Here is a 19,203-nt window from a genome sequence, read left to right on the forward strand (position 1 = left end):
TTGCCATGAAAGCCAAAGTACTTTTTTTAGTGTTACTAGCAATAGGTCTTAGCTCTTGTTCTGTACAAAGCCAAACCACTGTATATGCGAAAAATTCAGATATCAGCGATAATTTAGATTTAAGAGCGGTTGCATCCATTTTTGGAGAATCGGCTAATCTTCAGGATTTCGAAAGACGTTTAAATGATCCAAAATATCAAATATCAAATCTTGATTTAAACGGTGATGATCAGGTTGATTATCTTCGAGTAATAGAATCTGTAGAATCCAGAACGCACGTAGTAATTATTCAGGCCGTTCTTGATCGTGATGTGTATCAGGATATTGCTACAATTGATGTAGAAAGAGATAATTACAATCAGGTAAACGTTCAGGTTGTTGGTAACAGTTATTTATATGGCGCAAACTATATTTATGAGCCTGTTTACAGTGTTGCTCCGGTAATTTATACTTCATTTTGGGTAACCAATTACAGACCTTATATTTCTACCTGGAACTGGGGTTATTACCCAACCTATTATTCTGCATGGAGACCTTATCCAATTTACAGATACAGAAACAACATCAACGTATGCATAAATGTAAATAATCATTACAATTATGTAAACACCAGAAGAAGCTACAGAGCTCCAGCTTTATACGAATCAAGACGTACTTACGGATATGAAAGAATGCGTCCTAACAATAGTTTTGCGCAAAGACATTCAAACGTAAACAATAGATACGAATTAGACCAAAGACGTGTAGCAAGCAGAGAAACGAGTAGAAACTCAAATGTTTACAATAACAACAGATCTAACACAGACAGAGTTTCTGGTAACGATTCAAGAAACACAAACAGAGATAATAGTCAAAACAGAGTAAATTCTGACAGAAGTTATAATACAAATCCTGTTCCATCGAGAGATAATCAAAACAGAGTGAGTACGCCTTCAAGAGTTGAAAATACGCAAAGAACTGCAGAATCAAGACGTGATTATCCAGATAATAATGGTAATAATTCAAGAGGAAATGCTGAAAACAGAATGAATACCAACAGAACAGTTGCGACTCCCAGAACAGATGCTCCAAGAAATTATTCTGAAAATAATATGAATAACCCGAGAGGAAATTCTGAAAACAGAATGAGCACAAACAGAACGATGTCTAGTCCAAGAACAGAGTCTCCAAGAAATTACTCTGAAAACAGAGCAAATGCCGCAAGACCACAAAACACTCAAAGTGCTCAAAGGTCTGAAGCTCCAAGGGTAAGTCAGGAATCAAGAGGAAATCAATCGCAAAGAGAGAACAACTCAGGCTCAAGAGGCGGTGGCAGAAGAATTTAAAAAATCTCATTTATAAATAAATCATAAGCACAATCTAACGATTGTGCTTTTTTTTATCTTTTTACTATTAATTGACGCTAATATATTTTAAAACAGTAAATTTGCAACCGTCTTTTATAAAAATATACATGAGCGCAGCGCATAAAAACTTACACAGTAAGTTGTCTATTGGGGGTTTATTGATCACATTAGGAATTATTTATGGAGATATTGGTACTTCTCCATTGTATGTAATGAAAGCCATACTTGGTGAATATGCAATTAATGCGGATATTGTTTTAGGTGGAATCTCTTGTGTCTTCTGGACCCTGACCTTACAAACTACCATAAAATATGTTCTTATTACACTAAGTGCTGATAATCATGGCGAAGGTGGTATTTTTGCTTTATACGCCTTAGTAAAAAAAACCAAAATTCAGTGGCTCATTGTGCCCGCCATTATTGGAGGTAGTGCGTTACTTGCCGATGGAATTATTACGCCGCCTATTTCGATTTCCTCTGCTGTAGAAGGAATCAGGGCATTTTATCCTACTATGGAAACGGAAACAATAGTTTATATTGTTATCGGAATCTTATTTGTACTATTTACCATTCAACAATTTGGAACAAAACTAGTTGGGAAGTTTTTCGCCCCAATGATGTTAATCTGGTTCGCGATGCTGGGAACACTGGGAGCAATTCAAATAATGAATCATCCAGAGGTTATAAAAGCCGTTAATCCTTATTACGCTTATCATTTATTATCGATACACCCTGATGGTTTCTTCGTCTTAGGTTTTGTATTTTTATGTACTACCGGAGCTGAAGCGCTTTATTCTGACATGGGACACTGTGGAAGAAAAAACATCAGAATCAGCTGGATATTTGTAAAAACAACATTAGTTTTAAATTATTTTGGTCAGGCTGCTTATTTAATTCACCACGAAGGAAGTACGCTACAACAATTAGGTGGAGAAAACGGAAATCCGTTTTATCTTATCATGCCACACTGGTTTCTGCCATTCGGAATTGTAGTCGCTACTTTAGCAGCTGTAATTGCTTCTCAGGCCCTTATTAGTGGTTCATTTACTTTGATAAATGAAGCAATGCGTCTGAATTTCTGGCCGAAAGTAAAAATTAAATATCCGACTGAAGTAAAAGGACAATTGTATATTCCATCGATTAACTGGTTGTTGTTTTTTGGATGTGTGGGCATCGTATTACACTTTCAAAAATCAGGAAATATGGAGCATGCTTATGGTCTTGCCATTATTTTATGTATGATCATGACTACCATTTTGCTGAATTATTACCTAATTATGAAACGTGTGAAACTATACTTTATGGTTCCCCTGATCACAATTTATTTATTAATTGAATTCAGTTTCCTTTTTGCTAATATTACCAAATTTGCCGAAGGTGGTTATGTGACTTTAATCATTGCAATAATGCTGATTTCGATCATGACAATTTGGTATTTGGCTAAGAAAATTAACAAAAGCTACACTAAGATTATCAAGATTGATGATTACAAAAAAGTTTTAATGGAGTTGAGCGAAGATCTTTCTATCCCAAAATACGCAACGCACTTAGTATATATGACTAATGCAAATCGTGTTGATGAATTAGAGGAAAAAGTAATTTACTCTATTTTGCAAAAACGTCCAAAAAGAGCTGATATCTATTGGTTTGTTCATGTAAACATTTTGACTGAACCTTATAAAACGCAATATAAAGTTACCGAAATAGCGAAAGACGATATCTACAGAATTGACTTTAATTTAGGATTTAGAGAACCTACCAAAATCAATTTGATGTTTAGAGAAGTAATTCGCGACATGGTAAAACGTGGCGAAGTGGATATCACCAGCCGTTACGAATCATTGAACAAAAACAATATTATTGGTGACTTTAAATTTGTATTGTCTGAGAAGTTTTTATCCAATGACAATGATTTAAGATGGCATGAAAATATTATTATGAACTCTTATTTCTTCATCAAAAAATTAAGTTTGTCTGAAGAAAGAGCTTTTGGTTTAGACAGTAGTTCTGTAAAAATTGAGAAATTCCCAATGGTGCTTCACGCTCCGGAAAACATCGGATTGACGAGAATTATAAAATAAATCAGTTATAAATAACTTAGAAAACACTCTTTTAAACTTTATCAGAGTGTTTTTTTTCTTTTAAATGAAAGTCGAAAAACAACAATCACAATTAAAAATTTAACTTTCAATCAATTAATAGTACCTTTGCAACTCAAATAATTAAAATGAGATTACACAGAAATTTAGTTTATACTACCATCGATTCTTTAAATGCTATCTTCAATGAAGGAGAATATGCAGACAAAGTGGTAGCAAGAGCATTAAAAAAAGACAAACGTTGGGGAAGTTCTGACAGGAAGTTTGTTGCTGAAACAATATACGAAATTGTTCGTTGGAAAAGATTATACGCTGAAATTGCCGAAGTTAAAGAACCTTTTGACAGAGACAATTTATGGAGAATGTTTGCTGTTTGGGCAGTTTTAAGAGGATACCCTATTCCGGATTGGAGACAATTGGAAGGAACTCCTGAAAGAAAAATCAAAGGTCGTTTTGACGAACTTTCAAAAACCAGAGCACTTAAAGAATCTATTCCGGACTGGATGGATGAATTGGGAGTAAAAGAATTAGGCGAAGCAGTTTGGTCTAAAGAAATTACGGCTCAAAACCAACCCGCAAAAGTTATTTTAAGAACCAATACACTTAAAGGAACTAAAGAAAACTTAAGAAACACTTTGATGGATTTAAATATTGAAACAGAATATTTAAAAGATCAGCCTGAAGCTTTAGTTTTGAAAGAAAGAGCAAACGTATTTTTAACAGATGCTTTTAAACAAGGACTTTTTGAAGTTCAGGATGCCAACTCACAATTGGTTGCTGGTTTTCTTGATGTAAAACCAGGAATGCGTGTAGTGGATACTTGTGCAGGAGCCGGAGGAAAAACGTTGCATATTGCTTCTTTAATGGAAAATAAAGGACAATTAATTGCGATGGATTTGTACGAAAGCAAATTGAAACAATTAAAATTAAGAGCAAAAAGAAATGGTGCTTTTAATATTGAATATCGTATCATTGACACTACAAAAGTGATCAAAAAATTACACGAAAAAGCAGACCGTGTTTTAATTGATGCACCATGTAGCGGTTTAGGAGTTTTAAAAAGAAATCCTGATGCGAAATGGAAATTACAACCTGAATTTATTGACAACATTCGTAAAGTTCAGTCTGAAGTTTTAGAGAGTTATTCTAAAATTGTAAAACCAGGCGGAAAATTAGTTTACGCAACCTGTTCTGTATTACCATCAGAGAATCAGGAACAAGTCGAAAAATTCTTAAAAACTGAAATCGGAAAACAATTTACTTTTATAAAAGATCGTAAAATTTTGGCTTCTGAGTCTGGTTTTGATGGATTTTATATGGCACTTATGGAGCGAAAAGCATAAAAAATAAATTCCAAATAAAAAATTCCAAATTCCAACTTTAAAATTGGAATTTGGGATTTTTGTTTTTTTATTTTTAAAACATTTAGTCCCGGTGGGACATTTTTTCTCGTTGTCACATTTTTTTTCTACCAACATTAAACTTCTAACGGAGTAATCTTGTAGTGATTTAATATAAAGGATCATTATCTCTTTGGACAGTATCAAATTGGAATTTTTTATTTGGATTTTATCAAATCAGGCTTGGCTTTCTTAATAACTTTCCATTTTCATTTTCCTTGAATTTCGGAACAAAAACGATTTCTTTTGGTCTTTCAAATTTATCTAAGACATCAAAAAAATCAGAAGCAAAATCTTGTTTTTCACCTTCAATAACCAGGATTAATTTCTCTCCTAAAGTAGCATCCGGTATACCGGTTACAAAAAATCTGGAATCTAGTTTTTCAATTAGCTTTGCTTCTATCTGTTCAGGAATTAGCTTCACTCCTCCACTATTAATTACATTATCAATTCTTCCTAAAAAAATAAATTGATTCTCTCTTATCACTTCAACCAAATCGTTTGTAACAATAGGCTCATCAGAAATAGATGGAACCGTAATCACCAGACAACCTCTATCATCCTGTGCAATTTTTACATTTGGTAAAACCGTAAAAACACTTGCTCCTAATTTCTTTGCAGCAATATGAGTAATGGTTTCGGTCATGCCATAGGTTTCGTAAATTTCCGTTTTTAAAGGCAATAATTTAGCTTCAAGTGCTGAATCTAATTTTGCTCCTCCGATAATCAACTTTTTTACATTTTCTAAAGCTTCAATCGAATTCTGGACCTGTAAAGGCACCATGGCAACAAAATCATATTTGGTATCATTTAAAGCTAAGGGTTCTGTACTGGGTGTTACAATATCTAAATCGAGACCTAAAATTAAACTTCGCACCAACATCATTTTGCCTGCAACAAATTTTACCGGTAAACAAAGTAAAGCTTTATTACGAGGTTCCAATTCAAAGAAATCTCCCGTAGCCAGTGCCGATTGAATCATGGCTTGTTTTTCTAATTTCACTATCTTAGGAAGACCGGTTGTTCCTGAAGTTCTCATTTCGATATACTCCTTGTTATCGAACCAATCCAACAAAAATTCTCCTATTGCCTGTTCATTAGCATCTCCTTCTTTAATATAATCATAAGCCACCCTACACAAATCAATTGCGTTTAAATGGTATCCATTTATCCTAAAATGGTTGTGAACGTTTTTGTGTGTTAATTCTAACATAAGTATTTAGTTTGGTGACTCTAAGATAGCAATTTTCCCTGTTAATTTTTCTTTCCAATTTGTCCAATTGTATTTTTTACTGAAAATAAAAAGCAAAATCGGATAAACCACAAAAATTGGAAGGATAACGTCTAATCCTGCAGAAGGCTCCGACATATCTTTAAAAATAGAATAGGTTTGAAAAACAGTCCAATCTGATGTTACCAGTATAGCCCCAACCAAATTGTTTGCAGCATGAAATCCTAAAGCCAGCTCCATTCCTTCGTCCATTAAAGTAATAATACCTAAAAACAGACCTGTACCGATATAATAAACCATAATGATGTAGCCCATTTTTGTAACTTCCGGATTAAGAATATGCATCGAGCCAAATATTAAAGAAGTCATCAGAAGAGGAAACCATTTATTCATGGCTAAATTGGCAAATCCCTGCATCAAATAACCTCTAAAAACATATTCTTCTGTACTCGTTTGAATAGGAATTAATAGTATTCCAATTAATACCAAAATAAGAAAGGGAACCAGTTTGAAATTCCAGACAAAATTTTCCGGAGATCTTAGATAAACCACCCAAAAACTCAACGCTGAAAAAATAGACCAAACTACGAATGAAAATAAAATACGGCTCCAGTCTACTTTTTTTCTTGATGTTGTTACTGATAAAAGAGTTTGATTATGTAGATATTTTATAACATAATAAACTCCGGCAAAAGCAAAAGCAAAAGAAATCATCACGAGAAACAAAGTAATATTGGGATCAAAAATCTGCATTACCTCTGCATTATCCGTCGGAAAAGCTTTTTTGTTGACAAAGCTGGAATACAAAACAGCTGCAGAAAAAGGAATTTGTCCAATAAACGATGCTATAATAATTAAAACTGATCCAATAAGATACAACCAAAATTTATTTTGTGGCTTAATTCCTTGTTCTAGAAACATAACTTAAAATTTAAAAAATGAGAATTGGATTTAATAAGTAAATCTTACTTTTGATGTCGCTAAAATACCCATTTTTGCATTAACTATCTTACAACATTTTAATATATAACAAAATGATACAAATTTATCATAATCCACGTTGCGGAAAATCAAGAACTTGCCTTGCTTTTATGGATCAGGCTAATCAGGAATATGAAATTATTCCTTATTTAACCAATACGCCAACATTTGATGATTTAAAAGTTTTACTAGGAAAATTAGACCTCGAACCACTCCAATTAGTCAGAACTAAAGAAAAAGTCTGGATTGAAAATTACAAAGGAAAAACAATGTCCAATGACGAAATCATTCAATCGATGGTTGACAATCCAATTTTGATTGAGCGACCAATTGTAATAAAAGACGGGAAAGCCATTATTGGTAGAGATTTAGACAATGTGGCATCCTTTTTAGACTCGATCTAAAGTACCAAATTAACATTTTTTTGTGATTTTACTCTTTAAACCAAAAGCTACTTTTGCCGTCTAAGAATAAATGAAACCAAAAATAACAATGAAAAAAATCAAATTTGCTGTATTACTTGTTCTTTTCTTAACAAGTTTTTACAACTATGCACAGCAGGCACCTCCTGGTAAAAACAAGGTAAAAGTTACCGGAAAAGTATTCGAAAAAGTAAGCAAACAACCGCTTGAATATGCTACTATTTCGCTAATGGCTCCAAACGACACCAAAGTTATTGCAGGCGGAATTACCAACCCTAAAGGTGAATTTGAAGTAGCTGTTGCCCCTGGTACTTATGATATAAAAGTTGAATTTATTTCATTTAAATCAACCGAAATCAAAGGAAAAATCATTTCCGGAGACACTAGTTTAGGAGTTGTAAATTTATCAGAAGATGCAGCACAATTGAATGAAGTTGTTGTTCGTGCTGAAAAATCTACAGTCGAAATAAAACTGGACAAAAAAGTTTACAATGTTGGTCAGGATATGATGGTAAAAGGAGGAACTGTAAGCGACGTTTTAGACAACGTACCATCTGTTTCTGTTGATACAGAAGGAAATGTAAGTCTAAGAGGAAGTGATAATATCCGAATTTTAATTGATGGAAGACCTTCAAATGCGATAAATGTTGCAGAAGCTTTACGTCAGCTTCCTGCAGATGCTATTGATAAAGTCGAAGTTATTACCAATCCATCAGCTCGTTATGATGCTGAAGGTGGTTCAGGATTAATTAATATTATTCTTAAGAAAGGTAAAAATCAAGGTTTCAACGGGACTTTCATAGCCTCTACCGGACTTCCGGAAACTTATGGCTTAAGTGCCAATTTAAACTATAAAACAGAAAAGCTAAACTACTTTACGACTGCAGGTTATAACTACAGAACGAACGAAGGTGGTGGTGAAACTAACACATCTTATTACAATGCTGATGGAACACCAAAAGGCTTTTTAGATGAAGATCGTGACACAAAAAGAACAAACGATGGATTCAATGGAAGAGCCGGGATAGAATGGACAGTGGCGAAAAATACTTTTTGGACCAATGCCATTAATTACCAAAAAAGTTCAGGGAACACAACGGACTTAATCAATTACAATAATTACGATGCTAATCATGCTTTTACAGGATCTTCTTATCGTTTAAATAATGGTGATACCGGAAGCGCGAATGTAGAATATACTTCTAATTTAATTAAAAACTTCAACGATAAAGGACATAAACTTACTGCCGATTTATCGATTTCAAGAAATACAGACGATAGTAACAGTTACATTACGGCATCTCCAAATTTCAATACTACCTTAAACGATCAGGTTCAGAAACAAATTCAGGTACAGGCTGATTACGTTTTGCCTTTAGGAAAAGGAAGTCAATTTGAAGCAGGATATAAAGGAAGTTTCGGTGACCTGAACAATGAATATTTTGTTAAGGATGAGAATGATGCTCCTATTTCAAACTTATCAAACACTTTAGAATACAAAGAAAACATCAATGCACTTTATACTTCGTACGGATTTAAAGTAAACAAATTTTCTTATTTATTTGGTTTGCGTTGGGAAGACACTAACATACAGGTTAACTTATTGGATACTAAAGATTTTAATACTAAAAAATACAACAACTTGTTTCCAAGTGCTTTTGTAAGTTATGAAATCTCAGATCAAAGCAACTTCACGGCCAGCTACAGTAAACGTTTAACAAGACCAAGAGGACGTTTCATGAACCCAGCCGTAAACTATTCAAGTAACGTTAATATCTTTCAGGGAAATCCGGATCTAGATCCTTCATTGACTGACAAATATGATGTTGGATATATCAAACGTTGGGACAAAGTAACGTTTACAACATCTGCTTATTTTGAAGACACAAAAGACGTTTTTAGTTTTGTGAGAACACCAAACGGTGAAGAAGTAAACGGAATTCCGGTTATTTTAAGCAGACCGATCAACTTAGGAAAAGAACAAAAATTTGGTTTTGAATTTACCTTTAATTACAACCCATACAAATGGTGGAGAATCAACAGTAACTTCAATCTTTATAATGTCAAAACTACAGGTTCAAACACGTATACAGACACAAATGGAAACAATGTTGTTCAAAATCTGGACAACCAGGCCAATACCTGGTTTGCCAGAGTTAGCTCAAAAATAACGTTGCCATACAAAATAGACTGGCAATTAAACGGTACTTATAACGGTGAGCAAAAAACAGCACAAGGTAAAAACTTAGGTCAATTTGCTATGAATACCGCGTTAAGTAAAGACGTAATGAAAGACAAAGGAACAATTGCTTTCAATATTAGCGATATTTTCAACTCAAGAATCATGAGATCGTATACGTACCTTCAAAATGACACAACTCTTGAGAGTCAAACCTCTTATGGTGAAATGCAATTCCGTAAACGTCAATTCAATTTATCGTTTACCTATCGTTTCAACAAACCTAAAAGTGAAAGAGATAAGAATGCACAGCCTAAAAACGAAGGTGACGGCGGCGGAGATTATCCGGGATAATATTAGTTAAATTCCAATATTAAAAATTCCAAATTCCAATTTAAGACTCAATAACTAAGTTTTTAAAATTGGAATTTGGATTTTTTTTATTGGAATTTGGAATTTTTTTTATTGGAATTTGGAATTTTAAATATTGGAATTTCTAACCTTATGCCATAAAAAAAAGGACTCGTAAAAACGGGTCCTTTTTTTATGAAGTCAATTTAAAATTAAATTGATTGCTCTTCTTGTCTCTTTTTTGCTCTTTTCTCTTTGAACATTTCCCAGCTTGCTCCCGTAACCCAATAAGATACGAAACCAACTAAGAAAAACATCAACCAAAACCCTATAGTTAGTATGGTCAAGAAAAGTAAAAAGCCTAAGTACTGTGAAAATTCAAACATGTTTTCCGGAATTTTTGAATGTAAGGACAAATGTAAGTTTTATATTTTTCCTTAGCAATAAAATCCAAATCAATTTTTATAAAAACACAATTATCCGTATATTTAAACTCATTTTAAATAAGAAATTTTTTCAATTATCATCTAACTGTCTAAATTTGAAGATTATGAGTATTTACAGGAGCTGGTTCCCGCTATTCGTTACAATCTTTTATATTTTTAAAGAAAAAATATAAAAGGATTTCCTCTACTATCGGGGCTAGGCATTCATTTTCAAAAGAAATTTTAAACATCAGAGAAAAAAATCCGTTTTTAATCCGCGTTTTTTACGAAGTAAATCCGTGTTATCCGCGTTCAATTCACCAGCAACATTTTACAACAAACTATATATACAAATGAAATACAGAATAGAGAAAGACACCATGGGCGAAGTACAAGTCCCTGCTGATAAATATTGGGGTGCACAAACAGAACGTTCCCGCAACAATTTCAAAATTGGACCATCTGCTTCAATGCCGTCAGAAATCATCGAAGGTTTCGCCTATCTAAAAAAAGCAGCTGCATACGCCAATGCAGATTTAGGAGTTTTACCAGCCGAAAAAAGGGATGCGATTGCAGCCGTTTGCGACGAAATTTTAGCAGGCCAATTAAAAGATGAATTTCCGTTAGTAATTTGGCAAACAGGTTCGGGAACACAAAGTAACATGAACGTTAACGAAGTAATTGCCAATCGCGCACAAGTTTTAAAGGGATTTAATATTGGCGAAGGCGAACCGTTTATTAAAGCCAATGATGATGTCAATAAATCACAATCATCAAACGATACTTTCCCAACCGCAATGCATATTGCAGCTTATAAAATTGTTGTAGAAACTACTATTCCGGGAGTTGAGAAATTACAGGCAACTTTAGCCGCAAAAGCAACTGAATTCAAAGATGTTGTAAAAATTGGCCGTACCCATCTTATGGATGCTACTCCTCTAACATTAGGACAAGAAATTTCAGGATATGTCGCTCAATTATCTTTTGGTTTAAAAGCGCTTAAAAACACTTTAGCACATCTTTCAGAAATTGCTCTTGGAGGAACCGCAGTAGGCACCGGACTAAATACACCAAAAGGTTACGACGTAAAAGTTGCCGACTACATCGCTAAATTCACCAACCTGCCTTTCATTACAGCCGAAAATAAATTTGAAGCTCTGGCAGCACATGATGCTATTGTAGAGACGCATGGTGCTCTAAAACAATTGGCCGTTTCTTTAAACAAAATAGCAAATGACGTTAGAATGCTGGCTTCAGGCCCACGATCCGGAATTGGTGAAATTCATATTCCTGAAAACGAACCAGGTTCTTCCATCATGCCTGGAAAAGTAAATCCAACACAATGCGAGGCCTTAACGATGGTTTGCGCTCAGGTTATCGGAAATGATATGGCAATTGCCATTGGCGGAATGCAGGGACATTATGAATTAAATGTTTTTAAACCGGTTATGGCTGCTAACTTTTTACAATCAGCACGATTATTAGGAGATGCCTGTGTTTCCTTCGATGAACATTGCGCTCAGGGAATCGAACCCAATTACAAACGTATCAAAGAATTAGTAGACAATTCTCTAATGTTGGTTACGGCTTTAAATACTAAAATTGGGTATTATAAAGCCGCAGAAATAGCACAAACTGCCCATAAAAACGGAACAACTCTTAAAGAAGAAGCTGTTCGTTTGGGTTATGTTACTCCGGAAGATTTTGATGCCTGGGTAAAACCGGAAGAGATGGTTTGATTTAATTGTTAATTGTGAATGGTAAATTATTAATTAATTTGGTTTGCGTCACTTCAACCAACGAAAAGTCACTCTTTGATCTCGAACAAAAATGTTAGTTTTTAATAAAAAGGGTTTTATAAAAGTCTAGACTTTTATAAAACCCTTTTTATTAGATCAAATCATTAATTTACAATTTACCATTCACAATTAACCATTGACATACTCTTGTAAATAAGCAAATCTTGGAGTCAATTTTCCTTTTTCAGTAATTTTGGCTCTTTGTAGAATTCCGTCTTTATCTCCGTTAAAAAATGCCGGAATAACATGTTCCATAAATTGTTCTCCGAAACCTTCACTTGCATCTTTCGGAATTTCGCATGGCAAATTATCAACCGCCATTACTACAATTGCAGCGGGGTGAAAAACATCAACTTCTTTATTTTCTAATGGGAAATAACCGTAAATAGGTTCTTCAATTGTCGACGAACGTAATGTACAGGCGATTGGCCCATTAACATCACACGAAATATCTGCAACAACCCTCAATTTGCAATCACTGGCATTCAGCATCTCCTGAGTTAAGATCATTGGCGCTGCATTATCATAAAAGTGACCTGCATAATAGATATCTGAAACTTTTGTGAATTTTTCGAAATCTGACACATAGGCTTCAGGATGTGAAGTAAAATCATTGAAATCCAGAACCTGTCCGTCAATTCGTTTGTTGTATTCTAAAACATCCAATTGAACATAAACTGACTGCGTATACTTTTTAGTTAAATAGTTATCTACTGTAACTTCTTTAACTTTAATAGCATCTAAAATTTCTTTTACACCGCTTCCTACTTTTCCGGTTCCGGTAACGACAAATTTCAACGATGGTAAGGTAATACGTTTTAAGTGCGCGATTAAAGCTTCTTTTCCTGCCAGCGTTTCTGCTTTTGGTAATTTAAACAATTCAAATTTTATTCCGAAAGCACGAATTCCATTGTATACACCAACCATTCCGGCATATTTTCCAAAACCAATCAAACGACGATTTTCAGCATCAACAATAGTTTCGTGGTCGTATAAATCGATATTATTTTCTAAAATTGCTTTTAACAATTTTCTATTATAAGGTTGTTTCTTTATTGTATGAGAAAAAAAGAAATAAGCCTTATTTGGAATCAAATTTTCAACAGGAACTTCTTTTACACCAAACAAAACATCGCAATCTGAGACATTATCGGTCACAGTTATGCCCATGCTTTTATATTGCAGATCAGTAAAAATTCGGATATCAGAAGTTTCAACTTCAACAGTTGCATCATGATAAAGCTGTTTTAATTTAGCAAGTTCATTTGGTGAGAACACTACCCGTCTGTCTGGTGGGGATTTTCTTTCTTTTATAATTCCAAATTTCATTTATACGAGATTAAGATAAGTATTAATATAACTTTTTAGATTCAATTTGTTTCAAATATAACAAAATTAGTTAAAATTTTGTTGTTATTTTCTTATTTGAAACATTTTTATAACGCTAAGAGCTGATGTACAATCGACTAACAAAAAAAGAAGTTAAAACAATGTTAAAATTAAATTTTTGACAACGTCAAAAAACCAAAACATAAATATTGAATTCTATATATTTGTTTTTAAAGAATGATGAAAATGAGTCTCCTAAAAAAAACAAATATACCACAAATACTTTTCCTAATCCTAGTTTTAAGTTCATGTGGAAAAGATAAAAAAACAACTACAGATACTGTTTCAGCGGTAGAGGATACAATGCCCAGGATGAAACCTCATGCTCCTGAAAAGAGATTAAGCCAGGCCTATATAAATTCAGTAAAAGGGAGAATAAATCATTTTTACACTAAAAACTGGCCAAACAACAGCATGAATGGAAGCTTTCTTGTTGCCAGAAATGGTCAGATTATCTTTGAAAGATATAACGGTTATGCCAATAAAAATGAAGGCACAAAAATAACTGCAGATACACCTGTACAAATTGCTTCTGTAAGCAAAGTTTTGACTGCGACTACAGTCTTAAAATTGGTTAATGCCGGTAAACTTGATTTAGATCAAAAAGTAAATACAATCTTAAAAACATTTCCTTACGAAGATTGTACCGTTCGAATGTTGTTAAGCCATCGTAGCGGTATGCGTAATTACGCCTATTTTACAGATCATGATAAATCAATTTGGGATCGACATAATCAGCTTACCAATGCAGATATTTTAAATATTCTGGCAACAAAAGATATTGGACTGGAATCAAAAACGGGAACACGTTTTGGATATTGCAATACCAACTATGCCATGTTAGCTCTGATTATCGAAAAAATTACCGGTTTGAAGTATAAAGAAGCAATGTCTGAAATCATTTTCAAACCTTTAGGAATGACACATACTTATGTTTTTGACGATGACAAAGACAGAAAAAAAATTGTTCCATCCTATAAAGGGAATGGCGCAGAAATAGGTTTTGATTATCTGGATAATGTTTACGGAGATAAAAACGTATTTTCGACTGCCCGAGATCTTTTAAAATTTGACCGAGCCAGAAATTCACCTGACTTTTTGAAACCGGCTTTATTAAAAGAGGTATATACAGGTTATAGCAACGAAAGAAAAGGAACAAAAAATTATGGTTTGGGTATCCGAATGATCAATTGGGAAACAGGTCAAAATTTCTATTTCCATAACGGTTGGTGGCATGGGAATACCTCATCTTATATACCGCTTCAAAAGGAAAATGTGACGATTATAGCTTTGTCCAACAAAATGACTACTAAAACATATGCCGTTCGCAAACTGGCACCCATTTTTGGAGATTATCCTTTTAATTTTAAGGATGAAGAATAATACAATAGTCGAAAGTCGAAAGTCAAAAGTCCTAAGGTCACAAATGTATTATCATATTGACTTCGCTCTTCTTTAAAATACACCAATTGGATAAAAAGAGCACGAAAGTATTTGACTTTAAAAACTTTATGACATTTGACTTTCGACTACATAGAATAATACAATTTTTCTGAAAATTTTATTACCAAACTAACTTCAAATAGTATAAATTTGCAAACTCATTTTTGGGGTCGACTGGTTTTGACAGCAAGTCGAATTGGAAAGTAAGCACGTCGAGCATTGAGACCTTGCTCGTAAATATAAGATCTTACAATTTTACACGGCGAAAATAACTACGCTTTAGCTGCATAATCTGAATTATAGTAAGATTAGCCACGTCCCTATAAGATAGGGAAGCTGGATTCTCCTTGAAAGCCTTGGTTTGTGGCGGTCAGTTTAGGGGAACCGTAAAAATAAACCTAGATTTCCATGAGCTTCGGGTGGAGATCGAAATTAAGAAGATAAGTGTTGAGTGGTTGTTCCTGACCTAGCTTAACAACGAAAATCCAATCAGGAAATAAACGTGTAGAAAGCTCTTTAGTTGCTTGTTTGGACCCGGGTTCGATTCCCGGCGACTCCACAAAAAAGTCTGTAAACCCCTTGTTTACGGGCTTTTTTATTTTTAGTTGACAATTTAGTTGATGTTTTTATTGTTAATAAAAATTATAAAAACAATTCGAGAACTCTCGCTCTTACAAATTAAGAACATCTCTTTACAGTATTAATCAATAGAAGCTATCTTTTAATACAAAAAAATATGCATTAAGTTAATTTCAACTCCAGAAATTAAGATTCCATAATCAATTAAAATAAAGAATTGTGGGGGTACTATTAAGATACATTATTACGAAGTGAAAATGGGAATTAAAATTATAGGATTCAGAATACAGCTATACATCAGCATTTTTTGTAAATCTGGAAGGCGACCATTAATAAAGGGTGTAAAAACGCAGTTTTGGATGACATTGATTCTACAAAAGATTAACTTTTCAATTAACCATAGTTATAACTGCTAGCTTTGGAAACTTTGCGAGGCTCAAATTCTATTCTATGTGATTTTAAATATTCTAAAGGAGACATACCGACGTGTTTTAAAAATGCTCTATAACACCTAAATCCAGAGGCCATAGCCATTCTTTCTATTGTCAAATCATTCCATTCATAATTATTTACCTTTTCTTTGAAATATTCTATTCTCTTCAAATTTAGATAATCCTTAAAATGACAATTAATTTCTGAATTAATTAGATACGAAAGCGAATGGAGTTGAATTCCGGTTTCTTTTGCAAGAGCCGAAAGCGTAAAATCAGTTTTTAAAAAGAGCATTTTGGAAATTACACTATCTTCTATTTATGCTAAATAAAATTGCTTGTTTTCCGCAGTTAATTTTCGAAAGTTCATAATCTAACTTAATTCAAATTTAAATTTTCTGTCAATATCATGGAATAAAAAGTTTCTTTAAAATTACAAATCCACTATTAATAAAAATATATAACGGTAGGATTTGAATATATTATAACTACCTGAAAGACAAAAATCATTAATCAAAAAACTCCAAAATCAAATAACTTTGGAGTTTTGTAATTTTTAGTAATGATTGCGAAATTTACAAAATGTTTTTTAACATGATTTAAAGTAGCTTAGTTTTATTCTAAAGCTAACTTTTATCATGGCTTCAAATCCACTGTAACTTTCTCTATTTTTCCCTGAAAAGTAAAAGGAGCATCGTAAGTTCTGTTTACTGGTGTACCAAAATCTTCCCCCACATCTAAAGTTTCATCAGAAGAGAATCTACTCGGAACTGTTTTAGAAATATCACCACTTGCTACTTTTTTACCATCGACCATTAATGTAGCTTTTGCTGCTTTTCCAACTCCGCCACCAGCATAATCAAAATTCAAAACAATAGTATGTTTACCTGCTGTTAAGGCGGTAGGCGATTGAATACTCCATTTATGTTCAGGATAATGGGAAAATGCATAGGCAAATGTTGGTTTTCCTTTTTGAAGCATCAATGCTAAGCCGGCAAAATAACCTCCTTGTGTAATAATCATTCCTTCCTGTCCCGCCTTAACTTCAATTTCTGCAGTTATACTAAACGATGTATTTTTCATATTGGGTGCCATTCCTTCCGTTATACGTGAACCTCCCTGATAAAAAACAAATTTCGTTCTGCCTACGTTAAATTTTGGTCGATTCTCAGGATTTACTCTGTCAATGTATCGATCATCAAATGGAAAGACTTTATATTTTTCAGCTTCTTCCATAAAAGCTTTTTGCATTTCTTTTAATTTTTCCGGATTTTGTGCTGCAATATCATTCGCCTGGCTATAATCTTTTGTAAGATCGTATAATTCCCATTTATAATCTTTTACAGGATCTTCAGACGGTACAGGATGACCTTGCCAAGGAAGATTTTTAGGAGTTGTACTTGCCAGCCAGCCATCTTTATAAAAACCTCTATTGGCAATAACTTCAAAATACTGTGTTTTATGGGTTTCAGGCGCATTTGCATTATCAAATGAATACACAAGACTTTTTCCCGCAATTGGTGTTTGTTCAAAACCGTCTACCTTTTTAGGCTGTGGAATATTGGCTGCTTCTAAAATAGTAGGTACAATATCTGTAATATGAGCAAACTGGCTTCTGATCTGACCTGTTTGTTTAATTCTTGCAGGCCATGAAATAACCATACCGGTGCGGCTGCCTCCTAAATGAGAGGCGATCTTTTTATCCCATTGAAAAGGAGTATTCATGGCGTGAGCCCAACCATGAGAATAATGTTCTCCCATCCATGGCCCGCCAAAATCGTCCAGGTGTTTTAACATATATTCTTCTGTATCAACTTCACCGTTTACCAACATACCAATCTCACTGGTCATTCCGTGACCTGTTGGATCTTCTGCACTGGCGCCATTATCCCCCATTATAAAGATAATCATCGTATTGTCTAATTCTCCCAAATCTTTAACAGACTGAATAACTCTTCCAATTTGATAATCGCAGTAAGCCAACATAGCAGCGTAAACTTCCATTTCTCTGGCAGCTACTTTTTTCATTCCCGGAGTAAGCGCATCCCATTTTTGATACTCCGCGGGTGTCGCAGCTAATAATGCATCAGATGGTATAATGCCCAATTTCTTTTGATTTTCGTAAGTTGCAATACGTTGCTTGTCAAATCCCTGATCAAATTTTCCTTTAAATTTGGCAATCCATTCTTTTGGTGCCTGGTGAGGAGCATGGGCTGTTCCAGGAGTGTAATAAGCAAAGAAAGGTTTGTTAGGTGAAACATTTTTTTGTGTTTGTATCCAATGTATAGCATGATTGGCCAAATCTTCGTCTAATATGTAATTATTATCGACTTTTTCATCTTTTAAATAGGGATCAATTGCTTTTGTACCTTCATACAAAGCTGGTCTGAATTGATGCGCATCGGCACCAAGAAATCCGTAAAAATATTCAAATCCTAAACCAGTTGGCCATAAATTAAAGGGTCCTGCCGGAGTAGTCATCCAATCTGGTACGTTATGATTTTTACCAAACCATGAAGTTCCGTATCCATTATCCGTCAATATTTTACCAATAGTAGCAACGCTTCGTGGTACTAAACTGTTATAACCCGGATAAGGGGTTGAAAATTCCATAATAATTCCTGTTGCAGCTGTATGATGATTTCTTCCTGTAATTAATGCAGCTCTGGAAGGCGAACAAACCGCTGTTGTATGAAAACGATTGTATCTTAATCCGTTTTTGGCAAGAGCATCAAAATTTGGAGTTGGAATTGGACCACCAAAGGTTGAACTTGCGCCAAAACCAACATCATCAATCATAATTAGCAAGACATTAGGAGCACCTTCTGGAGCACTAATTTCCTTTGGCCAATCAATTTTATCCGAATCTTTAATTGTTGGCGCTACTTTGCCTACTTTTTGATAAGGTTCAACAGGCAAAACTGTTCTGTCTGGCCAGCTTCCTGTAGAAGAATTTTCCTGGGCATTTAAAATGCTAAAAGAAAATATAGAAATTAATCCTGTGAGTAAAAAAATCTTTTTCATAATTAAAACAGATTGTTTATTAGTTAAAAAAAAAAAATATGGATAACGGTTGTTTTTCAGCAGATTGAATCATAAAATTACATATTTTTAATTTATCAATATGA

General features: G+C 33.9%; 12 protein-coding genes and 1 other RNA gene. 8 read left to right on the forward strand and 5 right to left on the reverse strand.

Annotated elements, in window-relative coordinates; genetic code table 11:
- Nucleotides 1–5: 5 nt before the first annotated feature.
- The 3 genes from B0A65_RS10880 (at nt 6) to B0A65_RS10890 (ending at nt 4,788) form a co-directional block, all read left to right on the forward strand.
- Entirely contained in the window at nt 6–1,325 is a 1,320-nt protein-coding gene (locus B0A65_RS10880) for a hypothetical protein (RefSeq protein WP_074658788.1), read from the forward strand.
- Nucleotides 1,326–1,453: 128 nt separating this feature from the next.
- Nucleotides 1,454–3,427, forward strand: coding sequence for a KUP/HAK/KT family potassium transporter (locus tag B0A65_RS10885; protein WP_074658790.1), 1,974 nt, complete (start codon nt 1,454–1,456; stop codon nt 3,425–3,427).
- 146 nt (nt 3,428–3,573) lie between these two features.
- Complete coding sequence (locus B0A65_RS10890; RefSeq protein ID WP_074658792.1) at nt 3,574–4,788, forward strand: RsmB/NOP family class I SAM-dependent RNA methyltransferase; 1,215 nt, start codon at nt 3,574–3,576, stop codon at nt 4,786–4,788.
- Between the two features lie 229 nt (nt 4,789–5,017).
- On the opposite strand, the gene B0A65_RS10895 is transcribed toward B0A65_RS10890, so the two are convergent.
- Nucleotides 5,018–6,058 (reverse strand): AMP-binding protein, encoded by a 1,041-nt coding sequence (locus B0A65_RS10895; protein WP_074658794.1) that lies wholly within the window; start codon nt 6,056–6,058, stop codon nt 5,018–5,020.
- Between the two features lie 6 nt (nt 6,059–6,064).
- A complete protein-coding gene (locus B0A65_RS10900; protein ID WP_074658796.1) occupies nt 6,065–6,997 on the reverse strand; it encodes a CPBP family intramembrane glutamic endopeptidase in 933 nt (310 codons plus the stop codon).
- Nucleotides 6,998–7,110: 113 nt separating this feature from the next.
- On the opposite strand from B0A65_RS10900, the gene B0A65_RS10905 reads away from it, so the two are divergent.
- The 3 genes from B0A65_RS10905 (at nt 7,111) to fumC (ending at nt 12,173) form a co-directional block, all read left to right on the forward strand.
- Nucleotides 7,111–7,461: an arsenate reductase family protein gene (locus B0A65_RS10905; protein WP_074658798.1), complete on the forward strand. Its 351-nt coding sequence runs from the start codon at nt 7,111–7,113 to the stop codon at nt 7,459–7,461.
- Nucleotides 7,462–7,549: 88 nt separating this feature from the next.
- Nucleotides 7,550–10,012: an outer membrane beta-barrel family protein gene (locus B0A65_RS10910; RefSeq protein WP_074659230.1), complete on the forward strand. Its 2,463-nt coding sequence runs from the start codon at nt 7,550–7,552 to the stop codon at nt 10,010–10,012.
- Nucleotides 10,013–10,787: 775 nt separating this feature from the next.
- Nucleotides 10,788–12,173, forward strand: coding sequence for a class II fumarate hydratase (gene fumC / locus B0A65_RS10920; protein ID WP_074658800.1), 1,386 nt, complete (start codon nt 10,788–10,790; stop codon nt 12,171–12,173).
- A 189-nt stretch (nt 12,174–12,362) separates the two neighbouring features.
- On the opposite strand, the gene B0A65_RS10925 is transcribed toward fumC, so the two are convergent.
- Nucleotides 12,363–13,562 carry an NAD(P)-dependent oxidoreductase gene (locus B0A65_RS10925; RefSeq protein ID WP_074658802.1) on the reverse strand — a complete coding sequence of 400 codons (1,200 nt, stop codon included), beginning with the start codon at nt 13,560–13,562 and terminating at the stop codon, nt 12,363–12,365.
- 240 nt (nt 13,563–13,802) lie between these two features.
- Here B0A65_RS10925 and B0A65_RS10930 point away from each other — a divergent pair, with 240 nt between their 5' ends.
- Both B0A65_RS10930 and ssrA read left to right on the forward strand, forming a co-directional pair.
- A complete protein-coding gene (locus B0A65_RS10930; RefSeq protein ID WP_074658804.1) occupies nt 13,803–15,005 on the forward strand; it encodes a serine hydrolase domain-containing protein in 1,203 nt (400 codons plus the stop codon).
- A gap of 226 nt (nt 15,006–15,231) precedes the next feature.
- Nucleotides 15,232–15,627, forward strand: a transfer-messenger RNA (tmRNA) gene (gene ssrA / locus B0A65_RS10935).
- A gap of 410 nt (nt 15,628–16,037) precedes the next feature.
- On the opposite strand, the gene B0A65_RS10940 is transcribed toward ssrA, so the two are convergent.
- Both B0A65_RS10940 and B0A65_RS10945 read right to left on the reverse strand, forming a co-directional pair.
- Nucleotides 16,038–16,370: a helix-turn-helix domain-containing protein gene (locus B0A65_RS10940; RefSeq protein ID WP_074658806.1), complete on the reverse strand. Its 333-nt coding sequence runs from the start codon at nt 16,368–16,370 to the stop codon at nt 16,038–16,040.
- Nucleotides 16,371–16,711: 341 nt separating this feature from the next.
- Nucleotides 16,712–19,099: an arylsulfatase gene (locus B0A65_RS10945; RefSeq protein WP_074658808.1), complete on the reverse strand. Its 2,388-nt coding sequence runs from the start codon at nt 19,097–19,099 to the stop codon at nt 16,712–16,714.
- Nucleotides 19,100–19,203: the final 104 nt, after the last annotated feature.

Origin of the sequence: Flavobacterium frigidimaris (assembly GCF_002217275.1) — a bacterium.
In the GTDB taxonomy this organism is placed as follows: domain Bacteria; phylum Bacteroidota; class Bacteroidia; order Flavobacteriales; family Flavobacteriaceae; genus Flavobacterium; species Flavobacterium aquidurense.